Annotated in this window: 21 protein-coding genes; 13 read left to right on the forward strand and 8 right to left on the reverse strand. The window is 59.8% G+C overall.

What is annotated here, in order from left to right:
• Positions 1 to 4: 4 nt before the first annotated feature.
• The 9 genes from HY962_13230 to HY962_13270 are packed head-to-tail and all read left to right on the forward strand — an operon-like array spanning position 5 to position 6,853.
• Positions 5 to 1,042: a phytoene/squalene synthase family protein gene (locus HY962_13230; protein ID MBI5647886.1), complete on the forward strand. Its 1,038-nt coding sequence runs from the start codon at positions 5 to 7 to the stop codon at positions 1,040 to 1,042.
• Between the two features lie 5 nt (positions 1,043 to 1,047).
• Positions 1,048 to 1,515 (forward strand): sterol desaturase family protein, encoded by a 468-nt coding sequence (locus HY962_13235; GenBank protein ID MBI5647887.1) that lies wholly within the window; start codon positions 1,048 to 1,050, stop codon positions 1,513 to 1,515.
• Positions 1,512 to 2,996 carry a phytoene desaturase gene (gene crtI / locus HY962_13240; GenBank protein MBI5647888.1) on the forward strand — a complete coding sequence of 495 codons (1,485 nt, stop codon included), beginning with the start codon at positions 1,512 to 1,514 and terminating at the stop codon, positions 2,994 to 2,996. Before HY962_13235 ends, crtI begins: the two co-directional genes overlap by 4 nt.
• Complete coding sequence (locus HY962_13245) at positions 2,989 to 3,711, forward strand: lysophospholipid acyltransferase family protein (GenBank protein MBI5647889.1); 723 nt, start codon at positions 2,989 to 2,991, stop codon at positions 3,709 to 3,711. The genes crtI and HY962_13245 overlap by 8 nt, the downstream gene beginning before the upstream one ends.
• Complete coding sequence (locus HY962_13250; protein ID MBI5647890.1) at positions 3,708 to 4,841, forward strand: glycosyltransferase; 1,134 nt, start codon at positions 3,708 to 3,710, stop codon at positions 4,839 to 4,841. Before HY962_13245 ends, HY962_13250 begins: the two co-directional genes overlap by 4 nt.
• Complete coding sequence (locus HY962_13255; protein ID MBI5647891.1) at positions 4,838 to 5,389, forward strand: SRPBCC family protein; 552 nt, start codon at positions 4,838 to 4,840, stop codon at positions 5,387 to 5,389. The genes HY962_13250 and HY962_13255 overlap by 4 nt, the downstream gene beginning before the upstream one ends.
• On the forward strand, positions 5,386 to 6,237 hold the full coding sequence (locus HY962_13260; protein ID MBI5647892.1) for a carotenoid biosynthesis protein: 852 nt from the start codon (positions 5,386 to 5,388) through the stop codon (positions 6,235 to 6,237). The genes HY962_13255 and HY962_13260 overlap by 4 nt, the downstream gene beginning before the upstream one ends.
• On the forward strand, positions 6,234 to 6,545 hold the full coding sequence (locus HY962_13265) for a lycopene cyclase domain-containing protein (GenBank protein ID MBI5647893.1): 312 nt from the start codon (positions 6,234 to 6,236) through the stop codon (positions 6,543 to 6,545). The genes HY962_13260 and HY962_13265 overlap by 4 nt, the downstream gene beginning before the upstream one ends.
• The gene (locus HY962_13270; protein MBI5647894.1) at positions 6,545 to 6,853 is read left to right on the forward strand and encodes a lycopene cyclase domain-containing protein; all 309 of its coding nucleotides are present in this window, start codon (positions 6,545 to 6,547) and stop codon (positions 6,851 to 6,853) included. The genes HY962_13265 and HY962_13270 overlap by 1 nt, the downstream gene beginning before the upstream one ends.
• Here HY962_13270 and HY962_13275 read toward each other — a convergent pair.
• From HY962_13275 to sppA, 8 genes are all read right to left on the reverse strand, one after another.
• Entirely contained in the window at positions 6,839 to 7,960 is a 1,122-nt protein-coding gene (locus HY962_13275; protein ID MBI5647895.1) for a DUF362 domain-containing protein, read from the reverse strand. The genes HY962_13270 and HY962_13275 overlap by 15 nt on opposite strands.
• Before the next feature lie 9 nt (positions 7,961 to 7,969).
• Positions 7,970 to 8,878, reverse strand: coding sequence for a decaprenyl-phosphate phosphoribosyltransferase (locus HY962_13280; GenBank protein MBI5647896.1), 909 nt, complete (start codon positions 8,876 to 8,878; stop codon positions 7,970 to 7,972).
• Positions 8,878 to 9,276, reverse strand: a complete 399-nt coding sequence (locus HY962_13285) for a hypothetical protein (GenBank protein MBI5647897.1) — start codon at positions 9,274 to 9,276, stop codon at positions 8,878 to 8,880. The genes HY962_13280 and HY962_13285 overlap by 1 nt, the downstream gene beginning before the upstream one ends.
• Positions 9,277 to 9,312: 36 nt before the next feature.
• Positions 9,313 to 9,705, reverse strand: coding sequence for a YtxH domain-containing protein (locus HY962_13290; GenBank protein ID MBI5647898.1), 393 nt, complete (start codon positions 9,703 to 9,705; stop codon positions 9,313 to 9,315).
• 61 nt (positions 9,706 to 9,766) lie between these two features.
• Positions 9,767 to 10,282: an HIT domain-containing protein gene (locus HY962_13295; GenBank protein MBI5647899.1), complete on the reverse strand. Its 516-nt coding sequence runs from the start codon at positions 10,280 to 10,282 to the stop codon at positions 9,767 to 9,769.
• Positions 10,283 to 10,451: 169 nt separating this feature from the next.
• Entirely contained in the window at positions 10,452 to 11,315 is an 864-nt protein-coding gene (locus HY962_13300) for a tetratricopeptide repeat protein (GenBank protein ID MBI5647900.1), read from the reverse strand.
• A gap of 2 nt (positions 11,316 to 11,317) precedes the next feature.
• Positions 11,318 to 11,626, reverse strand: coding sequence for an integration host factor subunit beta (locus tag HY962_13305; protein MBI5647901.1), 309 nt, complete (start codon positions 11,624 to 11,626; stop codon positions 11,318 to 11,320).
• Positions 11,623 to 12,558 (reverse strand): signal peptide peptidase SppA, encoded by a 936-nt coding sequence (gene sppA / locus HY962_13310; protein MBI5647902.1) that lies wholly within the window; start codon positions 12,556 to 12,558, stop codon positions 11,623 to 11,625. The genes HY962_13305 and sppA overlap by 4 nt, the downstream gene beginning before the upstream one ends.
• 324 nt (positions 12,559 to 12,882) lie before the next feature.
• Here sppA and HY962_13315 point away from each other — a divergent pair, with 324 nt between their 5' ends.
• From HY962_13315 to HY962_13330, 4 genes are all read left to right on the forward strand, one after another.
• The gene (locus HY962_13315) at positions 12,883 to 16,059 is read left to right on the forward strand and encodes a T9SS type A sorting domain-containing protein (protein MBI5647903.1); all 3,177 of its coding nucleotides are present in this window, start codon (positions 12,883 to 12,885) and stop codon (positions 16,057 to 16,059) included.
• 75 nt (positions 16,060 to 16,134) lie between these two features.
• Positions 16,135 to 16,680, forward strand: a complete 546-nt coding sequence (locus HY962_13320) for a glycerol-3-phosphate acyltransferase (GenBank protein MBI5647904.1) — start codon at positions 16,135 to 16,137, stop codon at positions 16,678 to 16,680.
• 48 nt (positions 16,681 to 16,728) lie between these two features.
• Complete coding sequence (locus HY962_13325) at positions 16,729 to 17,868, forward strand: trypsin-like peptidase domain-containing protein (GenBank protein ID MBI5647905.1); 1,140 nt, start codon at positions 16,729 to 16,731, stop codon at positions 17,866 to 17,868.
• A 4-nt stretch (positions 17,869 to 17,872) separates the two neighbouring features.
• Positions 17,873 to 19,165: an adenylosuccinate lyase gene (locus HY962_13330; GenBank protein ID MBI5647906.1), complete on the forward strand. Its 1,293-nt coding sequence runs from the start codon at positions 17,873 to 17,875 to the stop codon at positions 19,163 to 19,165.
• Positions 19,166 to 19,360 lie beyond the last annotated feature (195 nt).

Raw genomic sequence — 19,360 nt, forward strand, 5'->3', positions numbered from 1 at the left:
AACTATGAGCGAGCACACACCGGCCTACGACCGGGATGATATCACACTGTGCAGGGAGGAGACGCGCGCGCACGCAAAGTCGTTCTACTTTGCCTCGCACGTCCTGCCGCGCGAAAAACGCGACGCCGCGTACGCCGTGTACGCCTTCTGCCGCCTGGTGGACAATACCGTCGACAACGCCCCCGATGGTGATGCCGCTGCCATCACACGCGCGCTTGACACATTGCGTGTGCTTGTGGACCGCGCGTACGAGGGGGACGAGACGCTGCCGCCGCGTTTCCGCGCCCTGTCGATCGCCGTCCGCGCCAATGACGTCCCGAAACGGTATTTCCAGGAACTGATCGCCGGCGTCGAGATGGATCTCACCATCAAACGATTCGACACTTTCACGGATCTGGACCTGTACTGTTACCACGTCGCGTCGGTGGTCGGACTCATCATGACACACATTTTTGGTGCGACCGAAACGTCCGCGCTGCGATACGCCGCGGCGCTCGGCACCGCGATGCACTTGACGAACATCCTTCGCGACGTCGCGGAGGATTTGCGGCTCGGTCGTGTGTATCTGCCGCAGGACGAACTCCGCGCCTTCGGCATCACGGAAGACGATCTTGCCGCGGGCACAGCAACTCCGGCCTTTGTGCGGATGATGGAATTCCAGGCGCGCCGCGCGCGCTCGTACTACCGGCTGGCGGAGCACGGACTCGCCCTGCTGCCCGACGACGGTTCGCGGTATTGCGTGCGCCTCATGAGCAACATTTACGAGGGCATTCTCGACGAGATCGTCCGGCTCGAGTACAACGTCTTCAATCGTCGTGCCTATGTGTCGACACGGAAAAAGCTGGGCATTGCGGTATCGAGTTACATGGCGCGTGTGCCCCGCCTCCTGCACGGATCGGGTCACTCCGCAACACTTTTTGCGCCCGGCCTCGGCGACGATTCTTTGAATCCCGGGAACGAGACCGTGCCGGGTTTCGCCGCGCTGCAGTCGTCGTACAACGACACGCGCGAGTCGACGGAGCACATGAGCGAGAGGACCTGAACCGCATGAACGCCGTGTATTTTATCCTCGCGATGACCGGCTCCTTCCTGGTGATGGAGTTTGTGTCGTATCTCGCGCACAGGTATGTGTACCACGGCATAGGGTGGCGCTTTCATCAGAGCCATCACACCAAGCGCCACGGCATCTTCGAGAAGAACGACGTGTTTCCGCTCTTTTTTGCGACGAGCACCACGGCTGTCATGATACTCTCGCTGCAGTTCGAATTACTCTCCTGGCTGCTGCCTTTCAGCATCGGCGTGTCGGCCTACGGTGTCACCTACTTCCTGATACACGACATCTACGTCCATCGGCGCAGCAGGCATTTCCGTCCGCGCTGGTCGTATTTGCTCAAGATAAAAAAGGCGCATGCGGCGCATCATCGTTACGGGGAAGAGCCCTACGGACTGCTGCTTTTTTCACGGAGGCACCTGCATCCGCGCGAGAAGGACGTGACTGTCGACGAGGTGGTATGAAACGGATCGCGGTCATCGGCGCGGGTCTCGGAGGCCTTTCCGCGGCGATCCGGCTTGCGCGGGCGGGGCATGATGTCACGGTGTTCGAGAAAAACGACAGTGCGGGCGGGAAGATGCACCGGCTGCAACTCGGTGCGTACACCTTCGACACGGGACCGACACTTGTCACCATGCCCTTTGTGCTCGAAGAGCTTTTTCGCGCGGCGGGTGAAGATCCCGCGCGGCACCTCACGCTGAGACCACTGGATCCGAGCTGCCGCTACACCTTCTCCGACGGTTCACAGCTCGACACGAGCAACGACATGGCGGAGCTCGAGGCCCGGATCAGCGCATTCAGTCCGTCGGATGCCGGCGCATTCACACGCTTCCTTCGTCGAGGGGAACGGATATACAACGCCGCCGCGCAGCCGTTTTTATTTTCCGGCTTCGGAAGCTGGAGCATGGGCGACATCCTGCGCAGCATGCGCCATCTGCCCGCCGTGCCGCGGCTCGATTCGGGACGCACCCTGCACGAGGCCGTGGCGGAAGCGTTTCACGACGAGCGCCTGCGGCAACTGTTCGACCGTTTCGCCACCTACAATGGTTCATCACCATTCCGCGCACCGGCCACACTGGCCATCATTCCCTATGTGGAATTCGCCTTCGGCGGATGGTATGTGGACGGCGGCCTGTACGAGATCGCACGCGCGCTGCACGGTGTGGCGGAACGCGTGGGTGTTTCGTTCCGCTTCGATGCGGAGGTGCGGCAGATCACAACGGAGCGCCGCTCCGTGCGGGGAGTGCAGTTGCACGACGGTTCGCGCCACGAGGCCGATGTGGTCATATCGAATGCCGATGCATCATACACGATGCAAACCCTCCTGCGCGACACCGCGGGCATTCCGCATACACAGTGGTCGGCGCTCGAACCGTCCCTCGCGGGATACATCATGTATCTCGGCGTGAAACGCGAGTATCCGCAGCTCGCGCACCACAACATCTTTTTCTCGCGCGACTACCGGCGCGAGTTTGCGCAGCTTGTGGACGAGGGAGTGCCGGCGGATGAACCCACGATCTACGTCTCCACGTCGTCACGCGCGAATCCGTCGCACGCGCCCGCGGGCTCGATGAATCTGTTTGTGCTGGTGAACGCGCCCGCGCTCAACGGACGCGTATCGTGGCCCGCGGAAAAACTGCGTTATCGCGACATCGTGCTTCGGCGCCTGGAGGCATGTGGTCTCGACGCCCTCGAAGCACACATCGAGGAGGAGGCGATAGTCACTCCCGACGAGTTCGAGGCGCGCACACACGCGTTACACGGATCGATTTACGGATCCTCGTCGAACAACCGCTTTTCGGCCTTCCTGCGGCCGCCCAACCGCTCACGTCATGTACGCGGACTCTACTTCGCCGGTGGCACGGCGCATCCGGGCGGCGGCATACCGCTGGTGTTGCTCTCAGGGAAAATCGTCGCAGAGTTGATCGAGGGCGCGCGTGATTAAAGCACACAAATCGCGGATCTTCGAGGCCTTGTTCGACGTGTACACCACACGGCTGCTGAAGCGCAGTTTCCATACGATTCGTCTGCGTGCGGACGCGGATCTTCAGGCGTCGATACGGTCCGCGCCGCTGGTGTTATGCCCGAATCACAGCAGTTGGTGGGATGCGCTTCTCCCGCTCTATCTCGCGCGGCATGTCTTCCACATCGATTCCTACGCGATGATGGAGGAGGAGCAGCTTCGACGATATCCGTTCTTCCGCCGCATCGGCGTCTTCTCCGTGGACCGCGGGCGCGGGCGCGACGCGTTGCGATCGCTCGAGTACGCGGCGGGTCTGCTGAACGCGCCGGGCCGCGCACTGTGGCTGTATCCGCAGGGCGAGCTGCGGCCGCATGCCGTGCGGCCCCTGCATTTCCTGCGCGGCGTGGATATGCTTGCTTCCGCGGTTCCTGATGCGCTCTTTGTTCCCATGGCGTTCACGTACGAATTCCGTCATGAACAAAGGCCCGAAATTTTTATCTCCGCCGGTGCGGCGATAGCGCCGACTCGCGGCGAATCCCTTTCGGCGCAACTCGAGCAGCGTGTCACCGCGTTGCTCGACGCAATGACGCAGGATCTCGCGCGATCCGACATCGCCTCATTTCGATACATTCTTCGCGGCCGTGCTTCGAAGGGCAGTCGGCTGGTGGAAACTGCCGCGGAGGGCCGCGGCCAATGATCGTGTACGGTTGGGTTGTGCTCGCCGCGTTGTTGCTCATGCTCGCGGTCGTGCTCGTGAACGTGCAGTTTTTTCGTCGCATACCGAAGGCCGTATCGGGCGGCACGCCGCGGCTCTCCGTATGTATCCCCGCGCGGAACGAAGCCGCGCGTATCGGCGCATGCATCCGCTCGCTTGTCGCGCAGGAGTATCCGTCTTTCGAAATCCTGGTACTGGATGACGAATCCACCGACGGCACCGCCGACGTTGTGCGGGATGCGGCAGGTGGACACACATCTGTGAAAGTACTCCCGGGAAAGCCGCTGCCCGAGGGATGGACGGGGAAGAACTGGGCCTGTGCGCAACTGGCCGAACAGGCGCAGGGTGAACTTCTTCTGTTTACCGACGCCGATACCACGTACGAGCCCGGCGCATTGCGCGCGCTGGCCGCGGCGATACACACGTACAGAGCTGACCTCCTCTCGCTTATTCCGCGGCAGCGCATGGAAACTTTCTGGGAACGTGTATTCATGCCGCTGCTACATTTCGTCACGATGTGTTATCTGCCTTTTCCCCTCGCCACCTACACACGGTCCACACGGCTTGCCATGGCCAACGGGCAATGTATGCTGTTCCGCCGCGACAGCTACGAGACGCTGGGCGGGCACACCGCCGTTCGTTCCGCCGTGGTGGACGACGTCTGGCTGGCGCGCGCGGTCAAAGAACACGGCGGCCGCATCCGTGTCATGGACGGCACGGGAACCGTCTCGTGCCGCATGTACGAATCGCTCGAGGGCATACGCGAGGGCTTCAGCAAAAACATCTTCGAAGGATTGGGTCGTTCATTCCTCCTCGCGACCGCCGTGGTGCTGTGGAATCTCGCGACCGGTGTGCTGCCGTTTCTGCTGCTTCCTCTTGTCCTGTTTGTTCCGGCTTTTGAAGACGCACACACATTGTTCCTGCTTCATGTTGTCGCGGCACTCGGCATCCGGCTCATTCTCACAATAAAATTCCGTTACTCTCTTCCGCACGTGTTCACACATCCGCTCGCGATACTGCTGCTCGTGTCCATCACGATTCGATCCGCGCTCGCTTCGAGGCGCGGCGGTGTTGTGTGGAAGGGGAGAACATACACCCAGGCCCACACATGATACCCGCACTCATCATTGCCACCCACATAGCCCTGCGGCTCTTCACCGTCGAGGCTTCGTCGTCCATCAAATACAGCGTGGACATTCCCATCGAACGCATCAAGGCGTACGGCGACGACATCGGGCTCCTGTCGCGCAACATGCCCGGTGTGACCGCGATACAGCAGATCGCGCCGAACAGGTACCTGTACAAGACGCGCAAGTCCGTGCCATTGTCGAGCGACATGAAGCTCGATTTCACCATCGAGCGGAGTCTTTCGGGCGAGACCACGGTGTACGAATCGGTGCAGCCCAACGATCCGAATTACATGCGCTGCGCCGTGCGGCTGGTGCCTCTCGGCGAGTCGCGCACCGGCTTCGAGATTTCATTACGTCTGCGGCTGCAGCGCGAGGACGCTTCCGACGTGCATTGGCTGGCGCCCATCGTCGGTGAAAAATTCCTGTCGGAGCAGATGAGCGACGACATGAAGGAGATGCTGGAGGAATTCAAACAGCGCGCCAGTGCCGAGCTGTACAACAAACTCGGGCGGGGAACAGGCCGCCAGTGAACGACACACTGCGGACATACGGAGAGCGATTCTTCGGGCTGCACGATCACGATTACGGTCCGGGCCCCGCGCGCACGCTGTTCCGAATCCTGCTCGGGACACTCGTCTTTTTGTTGCCCTTCAGTCTGATCTTTGTCCCGTTCCGTCTCTTGCCCGGCATGCTCGCCTGGATGAGCGCGGCCAGCATCGTCTTGTACGGCATGGCGGTGTTGTTCTCCGAACTGCGTCTGGGTTCTGCCGGCACGACACTCGCGCGCTTCGCCGTAATCGCCTGTCTGTTCTTTTTCATCGAATGGGCCGGCGTGAGCAGCGGTTTTCCTTTCGGTGTCTACACGTACACCGACAGACTCGCGCCGACCTTCGCGGGTGTGCCGCTTGCCATGGCTTTCGCGTGGTACACCGTACTCATCACATCATGGCGCATCGCACAGAGCGCCGCCGCCGCTGCCGGATTCTGGCGCAACACGGGTGTGATCACACTCGGAGCAGCGCTGCTCGCCACCGCGCTCGATCTGCTCCTCGAACCCATGGCCGCATTCGTGCATGACTACTGGCGATGGAGCGGCGGATCCGTGCCGCTGCAGAACTACGCCGCCTGGTTTCTTCTCTCCGCCGCGGCCGTGCTGCTGCTTGAGATACACGACAGGCTGCGCAACACGGCTCCACCCGCGCTTCCGCACACACGCAGCGCCGCAATACTATACGTGATGCAGGTCTTGGTGTTTGTCGTCTCGGCGTTGGTCGCAGGCCACGTCGCCGAAACGGTGCTTGCTCTGGCATTGATCGCCGCGCTTCTGGCGCCGCAGCGGAAACGCCTGGCGTCCATACACAGGAGTATCGGATCATGAAATCGGAATATCTCCTCGTCCTCCTTGCCACTGTGTTTTTTCCGTTCCTGCTCAGCTTCGACCGGAAACTGGGAATCTATCGCCACCGCCGCGCGATGTTTCTTGCGATCGCGCTGGTGTTTGTGGTGTTCGGCGCCTGGGATGTGGCCGCCACACTTCGCGGACACTGGTTCTTTAATCCCTCTTACACGCTCGGTATCACCATCATCCACCTGCCTCTCGAGGAGTGGATGTTTTTTCTCGTCGTGCCCTTTGTCGCCATTTTCACCTGGGAATCGGTGAAGTACTTTCTGCGGAGAGGGAAGTGATGGAGTACACGATCTGGGCATCGGTCTCGGTTGTGCTTGTGACGGCGGCAGACCTGACCCTCGGCGCGCGTCTCACTCGACGCGGTGCCTTCTGGCTGTTCCTCGCGGTGATGTTCGCCTTCAAGCTGGCCGTAAACGGCTACCTGACCTGGCGGCCCATCGTGATGTATGAAGAGACGCAGTATCTCGGCCTCCGCATCATCACGATTCCCGTCGAGGATTTTCTGTTCGGCTACAGCCTGATTCTGCTGACTGTGACGGTGTGGGAGAAACTCACGGGCAGGGGCGAACGTTCACGGCCGCGGTGAGTGGGCCAGGGTTCCCTGTTTCTTATACTCCGCGAACAACCGGCCCCACGAAGTGTTCGCCATCCAACCTTCGAACGTTTTCCTGTCCTTCAGCGGCCAGCGGTAGTAGTCGTGATACACTTCCGAGCCCGCCACAAACATGTGCACAAGCGGCGTGTGGAAGAACAGTTTCTGCAGCGGTTTGAGCGGTCCGAACCACATGAGATCACCCACCATGCTGGCGCCGTTGTCGCCCACGGTGAAGTGCCAGTTCTCGTTGTGAATGTCGTCTCCCACGATCTCGATATCACGCACGTCGCCGATGCCGAGTCCCTTGTCGTGCGCCAGACGCACATAGGCGAGATCCTTCAGCGGATCAAACCCCATCATCTTGGCGGCCACCGCGTCGATGGCAACCTGATCGTCGCTCGCAAGAATCACGTTTTTAATCTCGGGATACATGGTGCGTGGTCCGGGCCCGTTGCCTGCGGTTGTTCCGTCCATGATCGCGAAGATGCCTGAGTGGATTTCCTTCTGTATCGCCAGAAGATCCACGAGTGTCTCGTGAATCCAACTGTGTGTGTAGTGCCGTTTCGTGTTGAGCAATCCGCCGAAGGCATTTTTCATCGCGCCTGTCGTGGTGGTGTATATGTGACATTTCACGGTGGGCAGATGCACGATGTTCTTCCCGAAAAAATAATCCGGAATCAGGATGCCCTCGGGGAAGATTTTTTTCAGCACCATCATCTCGGCCTTCGGCTCATACACCGACCACTTCATGTCCTCTTCCTTGAAGTTGAAGAGCACCGGAATGTCGTAGGCCTTGAATATCGGCACGTAGCCGTTGAGGTCTTCACCCTTGAACGCGTCGGTCACGACTGTCTTGTTCTGCACGCAGACCACGTCGTTCAGGCCGCTGTCGCGCAGCGCCATCACGGTGGCCTCGAGCTGCCACGGCGTGGTGTTTGCGCCGGGGAAAGGGAAGTGCCACGAGATGTTGTCCTTCAGAATCGTTGTCGCGCCCGGCGTGAGTGCGTCGCGCATGCCCGCGAGTTCGGCGAGGCGGATATAGTCCTGCAACACCGTTTCGGGTGTGGTGCGAAGAACGGCAACTTTGCTTTTCGACATGGGGGAATCCTAACGCAGATAAATGACAAGCATGACGGCAATGCCCCAGAAGAAGACATTCGCCAGAAGCGGACGGTCGGTCAACAACTCGGCCGTCGGATCACCTCCGGTTTTTTTCTGGTGCACGAGATAGAGGTAGCGGAACAAACCGTACAGGACGAAGGGGACGGTCCATAGAAGATTCTTCGATCCGAATTTGAGCACGGTATCGTCGGCCACGGTGTAGAGGATGTAGCAGATCAGTGTGGATGCGGTGACCAGCGAGATCATCTGATCGAGGAAATACGTGTTGTACTCGAGCAGCACGGGCCGATGCACCGACGCGTTGTTTTCGAGCAGCGTGATCTCGTGCCGGCGTTTGCTGAATCCGAGGAACAACGCCAGCAGCGAGGTGCAGATCAGCAGCCATTCCGACACGGGGACCGTGATCGCAAAGGCGCCGCCCACGATGCGAAGGACGAAGGAGGCGGCGATCGACATAACATCGATGATCACCGTCTCCTTCAGCCAGAACGAATACACCACGTTCAGTACGAGATAGCCGCACACGATCAAAAAGAAGTACAGATTGAGCGCGTAGGACGCGACAAGTGTTCCGGAGAGCAGGACCGCGACCGCGCCGAACGCCGTGCCGCGTCCTAGATCGCCCGAGGCGATGGGGCGGAAACGTTTGACGGGGTGCTCGCGATCCTTCTTCGCGTCGACGAGATCGTTCAGCAGGTAAATGCTGCTTGCGAGCAGCGAGAAGCAGACAAAGCCCGCCACTGCGCTGAGCAGTGTCGGAATGTCGAACAGATGCCGCGAGAAGAGCAGCGGCGACAGGACAAAGAGGTTCTTCGTCCATTGCTTCGGACGCATGGACACAAGAAGGGCCGCGGGGAGCGACCTGCGCGCGCGCTGGCTGACGGCCTCGGACATCAAGCGCCGCGGCCCCGGCGCCACGTGTCGGTGAAACTCTTCAAGCCGCTTGTGACACTGCTCACGATCGATGCGAATTCGAGCAGCGGTGGTTCTATCCTGTCGACCACAATCTGCTGCAGGCGATAGACGTTGCGTGTGATGCCGCGCATGTAGTCCACTGTTTCCGCCACCGCCTGCCGGTTTTCATTCACCACGGCGAGCGTCTGTTCGACGGAAGCGGTGAGGGCGTTGATGCGCTCGACGAGAGGCAGCACCGTCTGTGTCGTGCGTGTCAGTTCGGCCTGCAGTTCCGCCACGGTGCGTGTGATGCGCGAGATGACGATGATGATAGTGACAATCAATCCGCTCCCGAGCACGAGCAGGACCGACAGCAGTGTGCTGTTCAACTCCGACATGAGAGGCCTCCGCGTTCGAAAAAGGGTGGGTGCGAATCAGGACTCGGCGCCGGCGCCGCGTTCGTCCTTGTACGTGTCGATGCCCGCCTTGACGGCGGTCTTCAGCCGCGAACCCTCGTCCGCGACTTTCTTCTTCGCGTCCGACATGATCTGTTCGGCGTCCTTCAGGAGACCTTCCGCCTTCTCGCGGGCCTCTGTAATGAGGTGCGCGGATTTCTCCTTGCCCTCGTTGATCAGGTGTTTCGCCTTCGCCTGCGCGTCCTTCAGATACTCCTCGACATCCTCGGCGATCTCCTCGCCTTTGCGCTTCAGATCCTGGCGCAGTTCCTTGCCTGATTTGGGGGCGTACAGCAGGGCGATGACGCCGCCGACAACTGCGCCGGAGAGGAAGCCGATGATGAGGCCTTTTGCCATTCTCTCGTCTGACATGGGTGTTCTCCTCGAAAACGATGTGTGCGTAACCGCGCCGCACAGGCGGCGCGAGACGGCATCATGCTCCGGGTGCGCCGGCCGCAAGCCGGTCGAAAGAGTCCCGCAGCCGCAGCATGGTGTCGTGCATGGATTCGGAAATGACTTTGGTGTCGCCGATCACCGGCATGAAGTTCATGTCGCCGCTCCAGCGGGGCACGATATGCAGGTGAATGTGCTGGTCGATGCCCGCGCCCGCGACCCGGCCCACGTTGGAGCCGATGTTGAAACCCTGCGGACGCATGACGTCGGTAAGGACGCGGATCCAAACACGGACGAGGTCCCACATTTCCATGTGGGACCCCGCATCGAGTTCAAGATACGAATCGGTATGACGATGGGGGACGATGAGCAGGTGTCCGCTGTTGTACGGATACAGATTCAGGAGCGTGACACAGTCCCCGTGCCTGCGCACGAGGTAGCGCGCGTCATCGTCGTCGGCTGCGATGGCATCACAGAACACACAGCCCTGCGGCTCCTTGTCGGTGCCGATTGCCTGTATGTACTGCGAACGCCAGGGTGACCACAGCCGATCCATGTGTTAGCCCGCCCGACTAGCGGTTTTTCTTCTTGTGCCGGTTCTTCCGGAGGCGTTTCTTGCGCTTGTGCGTCGACATTTTATGACGCTTGCGCTTCTTTCCACACGGCATGAGCGTTCTCCTGATGGTGTGTGTGAGGACTGTGAATTAGAGAGTTCTTTCGATAGGTCAATTCTGGACTGCGGGCTTCTCGTCGAGAAGCATTTTTGCATTCTCGGCCACACGGCTCGTGGGATCGATGGCGATGGCCTTGCGGAACCATTCAACCGCCGCAACTTCGTTGCCGGCGTTTCTGTTCACGATGCCGAGATTAAAATGACCGAGCTGATGCGTGGGGTGTTTCGCGACAACGGCCTCCATCTGCGCGATGGCGGCGGGGAAATCCCGCAACTCAAAATAACACACGCCGAGGTCAATCCCCGCATCGGGATTATCGGGGACACGGTCAAGATACCTTTTATATGCAGCGACCGCCTGCTCGATCATGCGCGCATCGTGAAGTTCATTGGCGTAGTGCAGGATCGTCTCGGCGTCGGAGGGATTCGCCTCCATCTGCTTGCGCAGGTCCTCAAGACGTTGGAGGTTGACAGGCGGCACAGAGCCGGCCGCGGGATTCTGCGCGCCGGGCAGCGTCGAAGTGGAGCCGCCGTCATTGGTGGCAATGTAGATCACCGCGGCGATGATCGCGATGCCGACAATGGAGCCGAAGAGTAACTGACCGCGCGTGACGCTGAACGTGATGGTGTTCGGCCGTCTCGTGTTTTTTCCCTGCCCGACGGAGCGGGACGATTTACCCGATTTCTGCTGCGTCGCCGATGCAGCACGCTGCTGCGGCGCGGGGCGCGGTTGTGGTGCAGGTTCCGGCGGAGCTTGCACCGCGGGCTCGGGCGCCGCAACAGGTTCGGGCATCGTTGCATCTTCTGCAACTTCCGCGGATTCGGGGAACACGTATCCGCACACATCACAGACGGTGGCGTCATCGTTGATCCGCGCTCCACAGGCGGGGCAGATCTGTTTTTCGGAAGCCGCCACGATTACTCTCCGGCCTTCAACGTCTGATCGACACCATGACGCAACTCCTTCGAGACCTTGAACACGGGCACGAAGTGTTCCTCGACAAAGACCTCCTCGCCCGTGCGGGGATTGCGCGCCATGCGCGCCTTGCGCTTCTTCACCTTGAAGCTGCCGAAACCACGGATCTCGATGGTTTTTCCCTCGCGCATCGCCTGGCTCACGGTTGCGAGAAATCCGTCGACGACGGCTTCGGTTTCTACTTTCGTCAATCCGGTTGCGGACGCGATGTTGTCCACGATATCGGCCTTCGTCACGGCGTGTTTCCTTATTGTTGCGAGTAAGACATTCTGTATTCGAGGGGCGCGGAGGTGCGCAGCCGCTTCTGCATATCGTCCATAAGCGACACTGCGCGGCTTCCCATCATGCGTTCGATAAAGGATTCGCGCCTGCGCTCTCGTGTGATGTGTGGTTCGCCCACAATGCCGCCCAGCACGCCGGCAATCGTGACGGCTGTTTGAAACGTGCCGATCGTGTCGACGAGGCCGTTGCGATAGGCCTGCCGTCCGGTGTAGATGCGGCCTTCGGCGAGAATCCGCACGCTGTCGCGGTCGAGTCCGCGCGCCGTCGCCACGTCCTCCACGAACTGATCGTACACGTCGTCGATCAGCGCCTGGATCTGCGCGATGTCGACCTCGTTCATCTGTCTCGAGGGATTCCCGACATCCTTGTACTTCCCCGATTTCACGGTGGTATTTTCGATGCCGAGTTTATCCATCAGGCCTTTGAAACTCGTGAACTCGGAAATCACGCCGATGCTGCCTGTGATTGTCCCAGGGTTGGCGACGATGCGCGAGGCGCCGGCCGCGATGTAGTAGGCGCCGCTCGCGGCTATCGATCCCATCGACACCACAACAGGTTTGCCAAGGTCGCGTGTACGTTTCACTTCCTGGAAAATTTCCTGGCTTGGTGCAACCGCGCCTCCCGGCGAATTGAGACGGAGCACGATGGCCTTCACCGAATTCCGATTCTGGTACTTGCGGAATTGCCGGACAATCTCCTCCGATTCCAGTATCGGTTCCTCGAGATCGATGACGGCAACAGTGCCGGATCCGGAACTCGAGCCGACCGTTTCATCATACACACCCGACTGCGACGTCGAGAGTGTTGTGATGAGGCCGAAGAAGCCGAAGGCAACGGCAAGCATGCCGAGGCCCAGGAGCGCCAGCCCAATTCCAAGAATCCATTTTCCGGTATTACTCATCGTGGTGGTCTCGACAAGGTAACTTGTTGAGGATTCATAAGTTACGAAAAGAAACAGAGATTGTCAATCGAAAGGTTCTTCCTTTCCGACAGAATTCCTCAATCTTTCCTCCCTCTCTTCATGCGCTACTTCGGTGAACGACTCCTATCTGCGCAACGGTGTGGCGTTGCACCAACAGGATCCTTTTGCACCGCCTTCCGGTTCATACAAACAAAGACCAATGCAAATTCTATACTGTATTCCATTTTCCCGATACCAATTGAGTGCATTCGAGTGTATTTTTATCCCATTATTTCGAGATCCCACCAATTGCAGGATCAAGTCATGCTCAGATTTCTCCGCGTTTCCCTGACCCTAGTCACACTTGTGTTTGTCGCGCAGGCACAGGAAGAGGGCGAAATCCGACTTCCACATCAAGGGTATTCTCCCGCCTTCGAGCGGGCAATGAAAGAGGCACAGGCGGCAAACGCGAATTCCGTCCAGTGGGCGCAATTTCGCGCGCAGCATGGCGAATGGAGCGCCGTGTGGAATGCCTGGGGCGCGACGCCGTACCGGGTGTGGGGCGAGGGCATGCAGGTTCCGGGCTTCTCGACCATCACCGCCGCAAATGCCGACGCGGCGGCACGAGTCTTCCTCGGGCGAGTCAGCGCACTGCTCCGCTGTGATCCCGCAAAACTGCGCCTGGCGAATGCCAACGAATACAACGGCAAATGGAGCATAAGCTACGACCAGATACATGAAGGTGTGCCGGTTCTGTTTTCCACCGTGTACGTGAGCATGACATCGTCCGGCCGGGTGTTCCTTTTCGGATCCGAGTATCAGCCCGAACTCGACGTCAAGACGCGGCCGTCGCTCGATGCACAGACGGCGCGTGTGTATGCGGCCGCGGGACTTTCGCTCGCCCCCGGCGTGATCGACCAGGTGACCGGCGGAGACCTCTACGTGCTGCCGAGATTTTCCGAGAGCGGAGTGTCGCAGCACCTCGTCTACGAATTCACGATACCGCAGGACGAATTCCATGTGTGGCATACCTTCGTGGATGCACACATCGGTACGGTTCTCTGGCGGACAAATATCGTGCATGACGGCGTGAATGGAACCGTGTCGAGTTCCGTGCGGACAACATCCATCAATCAGCCGCCGGTCACCGTGCCTGTGACGGATCAGTACGTGACCATCGGCGGGGTGAACACCACGTCGGATTCGCTCGGCAACGTTACAAGCAACAATTCCGGATCGTTGACAACCAAATTTGAGGGTCCCTACTGCAAGATATCCCGGCAGGATGGAACGAACTCGCAGATCTCAACGACCGTCACGAACAACACCACCTTCAATCTTGCCTGGACAGCGACCAACAGCACCGCATCCGAACGAACGGCCTTCTACGCAGTGAACCGTTCACGTCGGTACATCCTCGAAATGGATCCGGCCATCTCGTCGTTGAACTATCAGGTGCTTACCAAGGTGAATCTCGCGCAGACCTGTAATGCCAACTTCGACGGCAGCGGACTGAACTTCTATCGGAGCGGCACCTCGACACAGGGCACCTGCCCGAATGCCGCCGAGATGGTGGACGTGGTGATGCACGAATACGGGCACCTGGTGAATGAAAAAGTGTACGTGCAGATGGGTGCCGGTTCGGCGGGAATGGTGAACGGCGCCGTACATGAAGGGATCGCGGACGCGAATGCCGCATTACAACTCGACCGCCCCGAGATGGGCGTTGGATTTTTCGGCAGTAACACCGTGCTGCGGAATTTGAACAACACCAACCGCTACCCGCGGGACATCATCAACGAAGTGCATTACGACGGTCTTGTGATCGGCGGCGCCGTGTGGGATATGCGTCAGGCGATCGGGCTCACACTCGCGTCCCAGTACGTGCATTACGCCCGCCGCGGCAAACCCGACGACACCAATACCGGCAAGGCCTTCACGAAGTATTTTCTGGAAGTCCTCAAGGCCGACGACAACGACGGCAACTTGGCAAACGGGACGCCGAACGCGAGCAGCATTGTGCCCGCATGGGCAAAACACGGAATCCCTTCGGGCATGCTGACGATCACCCATACAAAAATTTCCGGCGCATCCGGCAGCACCGACATCCCTGTGACGGCAAGCGTCACTTCGGCCCTTTCACAGATCTCGACATCAACCGTCACCGTCTGGTACCGTCAGCATGGCACCAGCACGTGGAGCAGCGCGGGTCTGAGCAAGACCAGCGGCAACAGCAACGGCACGTCGGTATGGGCCGGCAGCATCCCCGGACAGCCCGACGGCAGCGTGATCGAGTACTACCTCGAGGCCGAGGAATCGTGGGGCTCGGAAATAACCTCTCCGTCGGCCGGTGCGGCGGCGCCGTATCAGATCCTTGTGGGATTCACCCGCGTCAGCTACTACAATTTCGAGAACGCGAACGGCTGGCAGGGACACATTTCGGGTGATCAGGCGATGACAGGGAAGTGGATCATGGCTGATCCGGTTGGCACGGTGTACAACAGCACGCAGGTGCAGCCCGAAGACGACAACTCCGCGACAGGCACCAAGTGCTGGGTCACCGGCAACGGCACCATCGGCGGCGACCTGGGCGAACAGGATGTGGACGATGGAGAAACAACACTGCTGTCGCCGACTCTCGATCTCACAAACCTGAACGTTCCCGTCATCCGATATTACCGCTGGTTCTCGAATAACATGGGCGCAAATCCGGGTGGCGATCCGTGGGTGGTGGAAATCTCGAGCGACAACGGCGCGACGTGGGCGCGGGTCGAGAACACCACTACCTCGTTCAACGTCTGGTCCGAGAACGTGATCATCGTGGGCGACTATATCACCCCCACCAACGCCGTGCGTGTGCGCTTTGTCGCGCGCGACGACGATCCGCAGTCTCTCGTGGAAGCCGCGGTGGACGATTTCGAAATCCTGCACGCCGTCAACATCCCCGTCGAGTTCCTGTCGGTCTCCGCGACCCGCCGCGATGGCGCCGTCCATGTTGCATGGCGAACCGCGTCGGAACTGCGCAACAGTGGATTTGATGTCGAGGCACTGCAGGAAAACGGCACGGTGTGGCAGCGTGAGGGCTTTGTACCCGGGCGAGGCACGTCACACACGGAAGCCGCCTACACGTACTCCTTCGACGAGACACACGGCGCGGTTGCCTTTGTGCGTCTGCGTCAGATCGACTTCGACGGAACCGAATCCTATTCACCGGCAGTGGCCGTTGCTGGCGCTCCCGCGTCGTTCACGCTGCTCGGAGTAACCCCGCAGCCGGCGCGCGAAAGCGGTCTGCTGCAATTCGATCTGCCCGAAGCGCGTGAAGTCACACTCGTGCTCCGCAATGTACTCGGAGAGGAGATATTCACGCAGGAGCGAGGAGTGCTCGTCAGCGGACGCCATGTTGCGCGGCTCGATCTGTCGAACCTTCCGGCGGGCGTGTACATGTGCACTCTCACCGCGGGTGATCAACGCGCCGTCACGCGTTTTGTCCACACGCGATAGATGGACGGTTTTCTTCCGACGGCCGCAGTAGCGGCGGCATCTTTCCTCATTGGCTCCATCCCGACGGCGTATCTTATGATGCGTCGTCGTGGTTTGGACCTGCGGCGCGAGGGGAGCGGAAACATCGGCGCGCTCAACGCCTTCGAGGTCTCACGGTCGCGGAGCATCGGAATCGCCGTCCTCGGCCTCGATCTCCTGAAGGGCGCGTTGCCCGTTCTCGTTGTGCAATGGGTGTTACACGGCGACTATGTGCTCGCAGTGACGGCCCTGCTCGGAACCGTTATCGGGCACAACTACTCGCCGTGGATAGGATTCAAAGGTGGACGCGGACTGGCGTCCGCTGCGGGAGGCACACTCGTATTTGACGCCTCCTTTCTGATTTTCTGGGTCGGCGTGTGGCTGCTCTCACGAATTTTTTCGCGCAACGTCCATGTGGGAAATATCGCCGCCACGGTGCTCGCCCCGTTTGGTGTGCTGCTGCTCCCGGCATTCAGCGATTATTTTTCGACCTATGCGGGAGTGGCTCCAGCGGTGCGGAGCATAGCGGCTTTCACGCTCTGCTGTGTTATTTTTCTTCGACACATCGCGCCGCTTCGCGTTCTGCTCCGATCTTCGGCTTAAAGGAGTGCAGCGCTGAGCGCGCAGAGAATCACCATTCCGGAGCAGTAGATGATCAACACACGAATGGCGCCCCTGACGGCGCTGCTCTTTTTCAGCGTCACCGCACTTGCGTGCGCGCAGATGGCGCGGCGCGGCGACACAGCACCTTCACACGAAATCAGCGGTACAACGGACCGTGCGCTTGCCGCAGGTGTGGACGATTCGCGACGCAACGCGCTGACCCGCGCGATAGAGACATGCAGCCCCGCGGTTGTGGGCATCAACGTCACAGAAGTGCGCGAGTATCGTCAGCAGGATCCATTCTGGCGCTTCTTCTACGGCGACCGCGTGTACCGCGAAAACGTCCCGTCGCTCGGTAGCGGCTTTCTGATCTCCAGCGATGGATACATTGTGACGAACGACCATGTGGCAGGGAGTGCCGATCAAATCACGGTGACGCTGACAAACGGGGAGAAACGTCCCGCGAAGCTCATCGGCACGGATCCGGTCACAGATGTGTGCCTGATCAAGATACAGGACGCCTCGGATCTGCCATACCTGCGTCTCGGCAATTCGGACGATGTGATAGTGGGCGAATGGGCGATCGCCTTCGGGAATCCTTTCGGCCTCTTTTCCTCGAGCGCGAAACCGACAGTGACCGTCGGCGTCATCAGCGCAACACACGTGTATCTCGAACAGCGCGAAGGCCGCGTCTACCGGAACATGTTGCAGACCGATGCGGCCATTAACAGCGGGAACAGTGGCGGACCGCTGGTGAACGGACTCGGCGAGGTCATCGGCATTAATACCGTGATTTACACACCGAATCAGGGGAGTGTCGGTCTCGGCTTTGCGCTGCCCATCAATCGTGTGAAGGAGATCGTCGAAATACTGCGCAAGGACGGCAAGGTGAACCGCGAGTTTTATCCCGGCTTCCGTGTACAGCCCGTGAATTCAGCCGTGGCGCGCGCATACAAGCTCGATCGCGTCGAGGGAGTGATCGTGACCGACATCGACAGGCGCGGCGCGGCACAGGCGGCCGGACTCGAAGTGGCCGACATCATCGTGCGCGCAAACGACGAGCCGGTGATGGCGATCGACAATCTCGAGGGACTCGTCCGCTATTCAAAGGTCGGCGATGTGATCCGGCTTCAGGTACTGCGCGACCGTAAACAACTTTCCATCGATCTCGAACTCAAGGCGAAATAATCCCATGATCGCACGTTACACGCGCCCCGAGATGGGCGCGCTCTGGACTGACGACGCAAAATTCCGCACATGGCTCGACGTGGAAATCTATGCCTGCGAGGCGCAGGCCGAACTCGGCCTTGTCCCGCGCGAGGCGATTCCCGTGATCCGCCAGCGGGCCGCCTTCACCGTCGAACGCATCAACGAACTCGAGCGCACCCTCAATCACGACGTCATCGCATTCCTGACCAACGTCGCGGAAAACGTCGGCGAGAATTCGCGTTTCATCCATCTTGGCATGACATCGTCGGATGTTGTCGACACCTCGTTGAGTTCCCTGACGCGGCGCGCGGGACTGCTCCTGCGCGACGGACTCGCCGGTCTGCTGCCCGTGCTCGCGGCGCGGGCGCGTGAACACAAGGATTCGGTGATGATCGGGCGCACACACGGCATTCACGCCGAGCCCATGACATTCGGCCTCAAGCTCGCCCTCTGGCACGAGGAAGTGAAGCGCGATCTTGCGCGGCTCGACCGGGCCATCGAGGCGGTTTCGGTGGGCAAGATCTCGGGCGCTGTCGGCACGTATGCGCACATCGATCCCTTCGTCGAACGATACGTCTGCGAGAAGATGTCGCTGGTCCCGGCGCCCATCTCGACGCAGATCCTTCAGCGCGACCGGCATGCGGAATTTCTTTCGACGCTGGCCATCATCGCCGGATCACTCGAAAAGTTCGCCACCGAGATCCGACACCTGCAGAAGACCGAGGTGCTGGAGGCGGAGGAGTATTTCGCCGCGGGACAGAAGGGCAGTAGCGCGATGCCGCACAAGCGCAATCCCATCACCTGCGAACGTGTTGCGGGTTTGTCACGTGTCATGCGCGGATACGCTCTGGCCGGCTTCGAGGATCAGTCGCTCTGGCACGAACGCGATATCACGCATTCGTCCGTGGAACGTGTCATCCTCCCCGACGCAACGATCACGCTCGACTACATGATCGAAAAGATGCGCGGCATACTCGAGAAAATGTTCATCTATCCCGACAACATGATGCGCAATCTCACATCCACACACGGGCTTATCTTTTCGCAGCAGGCATTGCTCGCACTGACACGCAAGGGCATGCTGCGCGAGGACGCCTACCGTATCGTACAGGACGCCGCCATGCGCGTCTGGCGGGAGAGGGTGGAGCTGCGCGACCTCCTCGCCGCGGATCCGTCCGTGACGGCTCTCCTCACCGAGGCAGAACTCGACGCCTGCTTCGACGTGCAGGCCGGCCTGCGCCATGTGGACACGATTTTCGAGCGGCTTGGAATATGAGAGTGATTTCACGATCTTAATCGACTTTATAAAAATATCACGATGAAACGCATTTACGGACAGAACAAGGCAGCATCGGCGAACAGCCGCCGTGCTGATGTTCTGTTCGTGAAATATTCGGGCGCGCTCCCATCCACGACGTTCCTCCCCGGCAACCGTCTTTCGATTCACGGTCATTTGCTTCATTCAGGAGAA

It is taken from the genome of Ignavibacteriota bacterium (assembly GCA_016218045.1).
GTDB lineage: Bacteria > Bacteroidota > Ignavibacteria > SZUA-365 > SZUA-365 > JACRFB01.

Bases quoted from the DNA above. Each gene is read 5' to 3' on its own strand.
- HY962_13230 (MBI5647886.1), top strand. From the start codon at position 5: ATGAGCGAGCACACACCGGCCTACGACCGGGATGATATCACACTGTGC.
- HY962_13235 (MBI5647887.1), top strand. From the start codon at position 1,048: ATGAACGCCGTGTATTTTATCCTCGCGATGACCGGCTCCTTCCTGGTG.
- crtI (MBI5647888.1), top strand. From the start codon at position 1,512: ATGAAACGGATCGCGGTCATCGGCGCGGGTCTCGGAGGCCTTTCCGCG.
- HY962_13250 (MBI5647890.1), top strand. From the start codon at position 3,708: ATGATCGTGTACGGTTGGGTTGTGCTCGCCGCGTTGTTGCTCATGCTC.
- HY962_13255 (MBI5647891.1), top strand. From the start codon at position 4,838: ATGATACCCGCACTCATCATTGCCACCCACATAGCCCTGCGGCTCTTC.
- HY962_13265 (MBI5647893.1), top strand. From the start codon at position 6,234: ATGAAATCGGAATATCTCCTCGTCCTCCTTGCCACTGTGTTTTTTCCG.
- HY962_13270 (MBI5647894.1), top strand. From the start codon at position 6,545: ATGGAGTACACGATCTGGGCATCGGTCTCGGTTGTGCTTGTGACGGCG.
- HY962_13275 (MBI5647895.1), bottom strand. From the start codon at position 7,960: ATGTCGAAAAGCAAAGTTGCCGTTCTTCGCACCACACCCGAAACGGTG.
- HY962_13280 (MBI5647896.1), bottom strand. From the start codon at position 8,878: ATGTCCGAGGCCGTCAGCCAGCGCGCGCGCAGGTCGCTCCCCGCGGCC.
- HY962_13285 (MBI5647897.1), bottom strand. From the start codon at position 9,276: ATGTCGGAGTTGAACAGCACACTGCTGTCGGTCCTGCTCGTGCTCGGG.
- HY962_13290 (MBI5647898.1), bottom strand. From the start codon at position 9,705: ATGTCAGACGAGAGAATGGCAAAAGGCCTCATCATCGGCTTCCTCTCC.
- HY962_13295 (MBI5647899.1), bottom strand. From the start codon at position 10,282: ATGGATCGGCTGTGGTCACCCTGGCGTTCGCAGTACATACAGGCAATC.
- sppA (MBI5647902.1), bottom strand. From the start codon at position 12,558: ATGAGTAATACCGGAAAATGGATTCTTGGAATTGGGCTGGCGCTCCTG.
- HY962_13315 (MBI5647903.1), top strand. From the start codon at position 12,883: ATGCTCAGATTTCTCCGCGTTTCCCTGACCCTAGTCACACTTGTGTTT.
- HY962_13320 (MBI5647904.1), top strand. From the start codon at position 16,135: ATGATGCGTCGTCGTGGTTTGGACCTGCGGCGCGAGGGGAGCGGAAAC.
- HY962_13325 (MBI5647905.1), top strand. From the start codon at position 16,729: ATGATCAACACACGAATGGCGCCCCTGACGGCGCTGCTCTTTTTCAGC.
- HY962_13330 (MBI5647906.1), top strand. From the start codon at position 17,873: ATGATCGCACGTTACACGCGCCCCGAGATGGGCGCGCTCTGGACTGAC.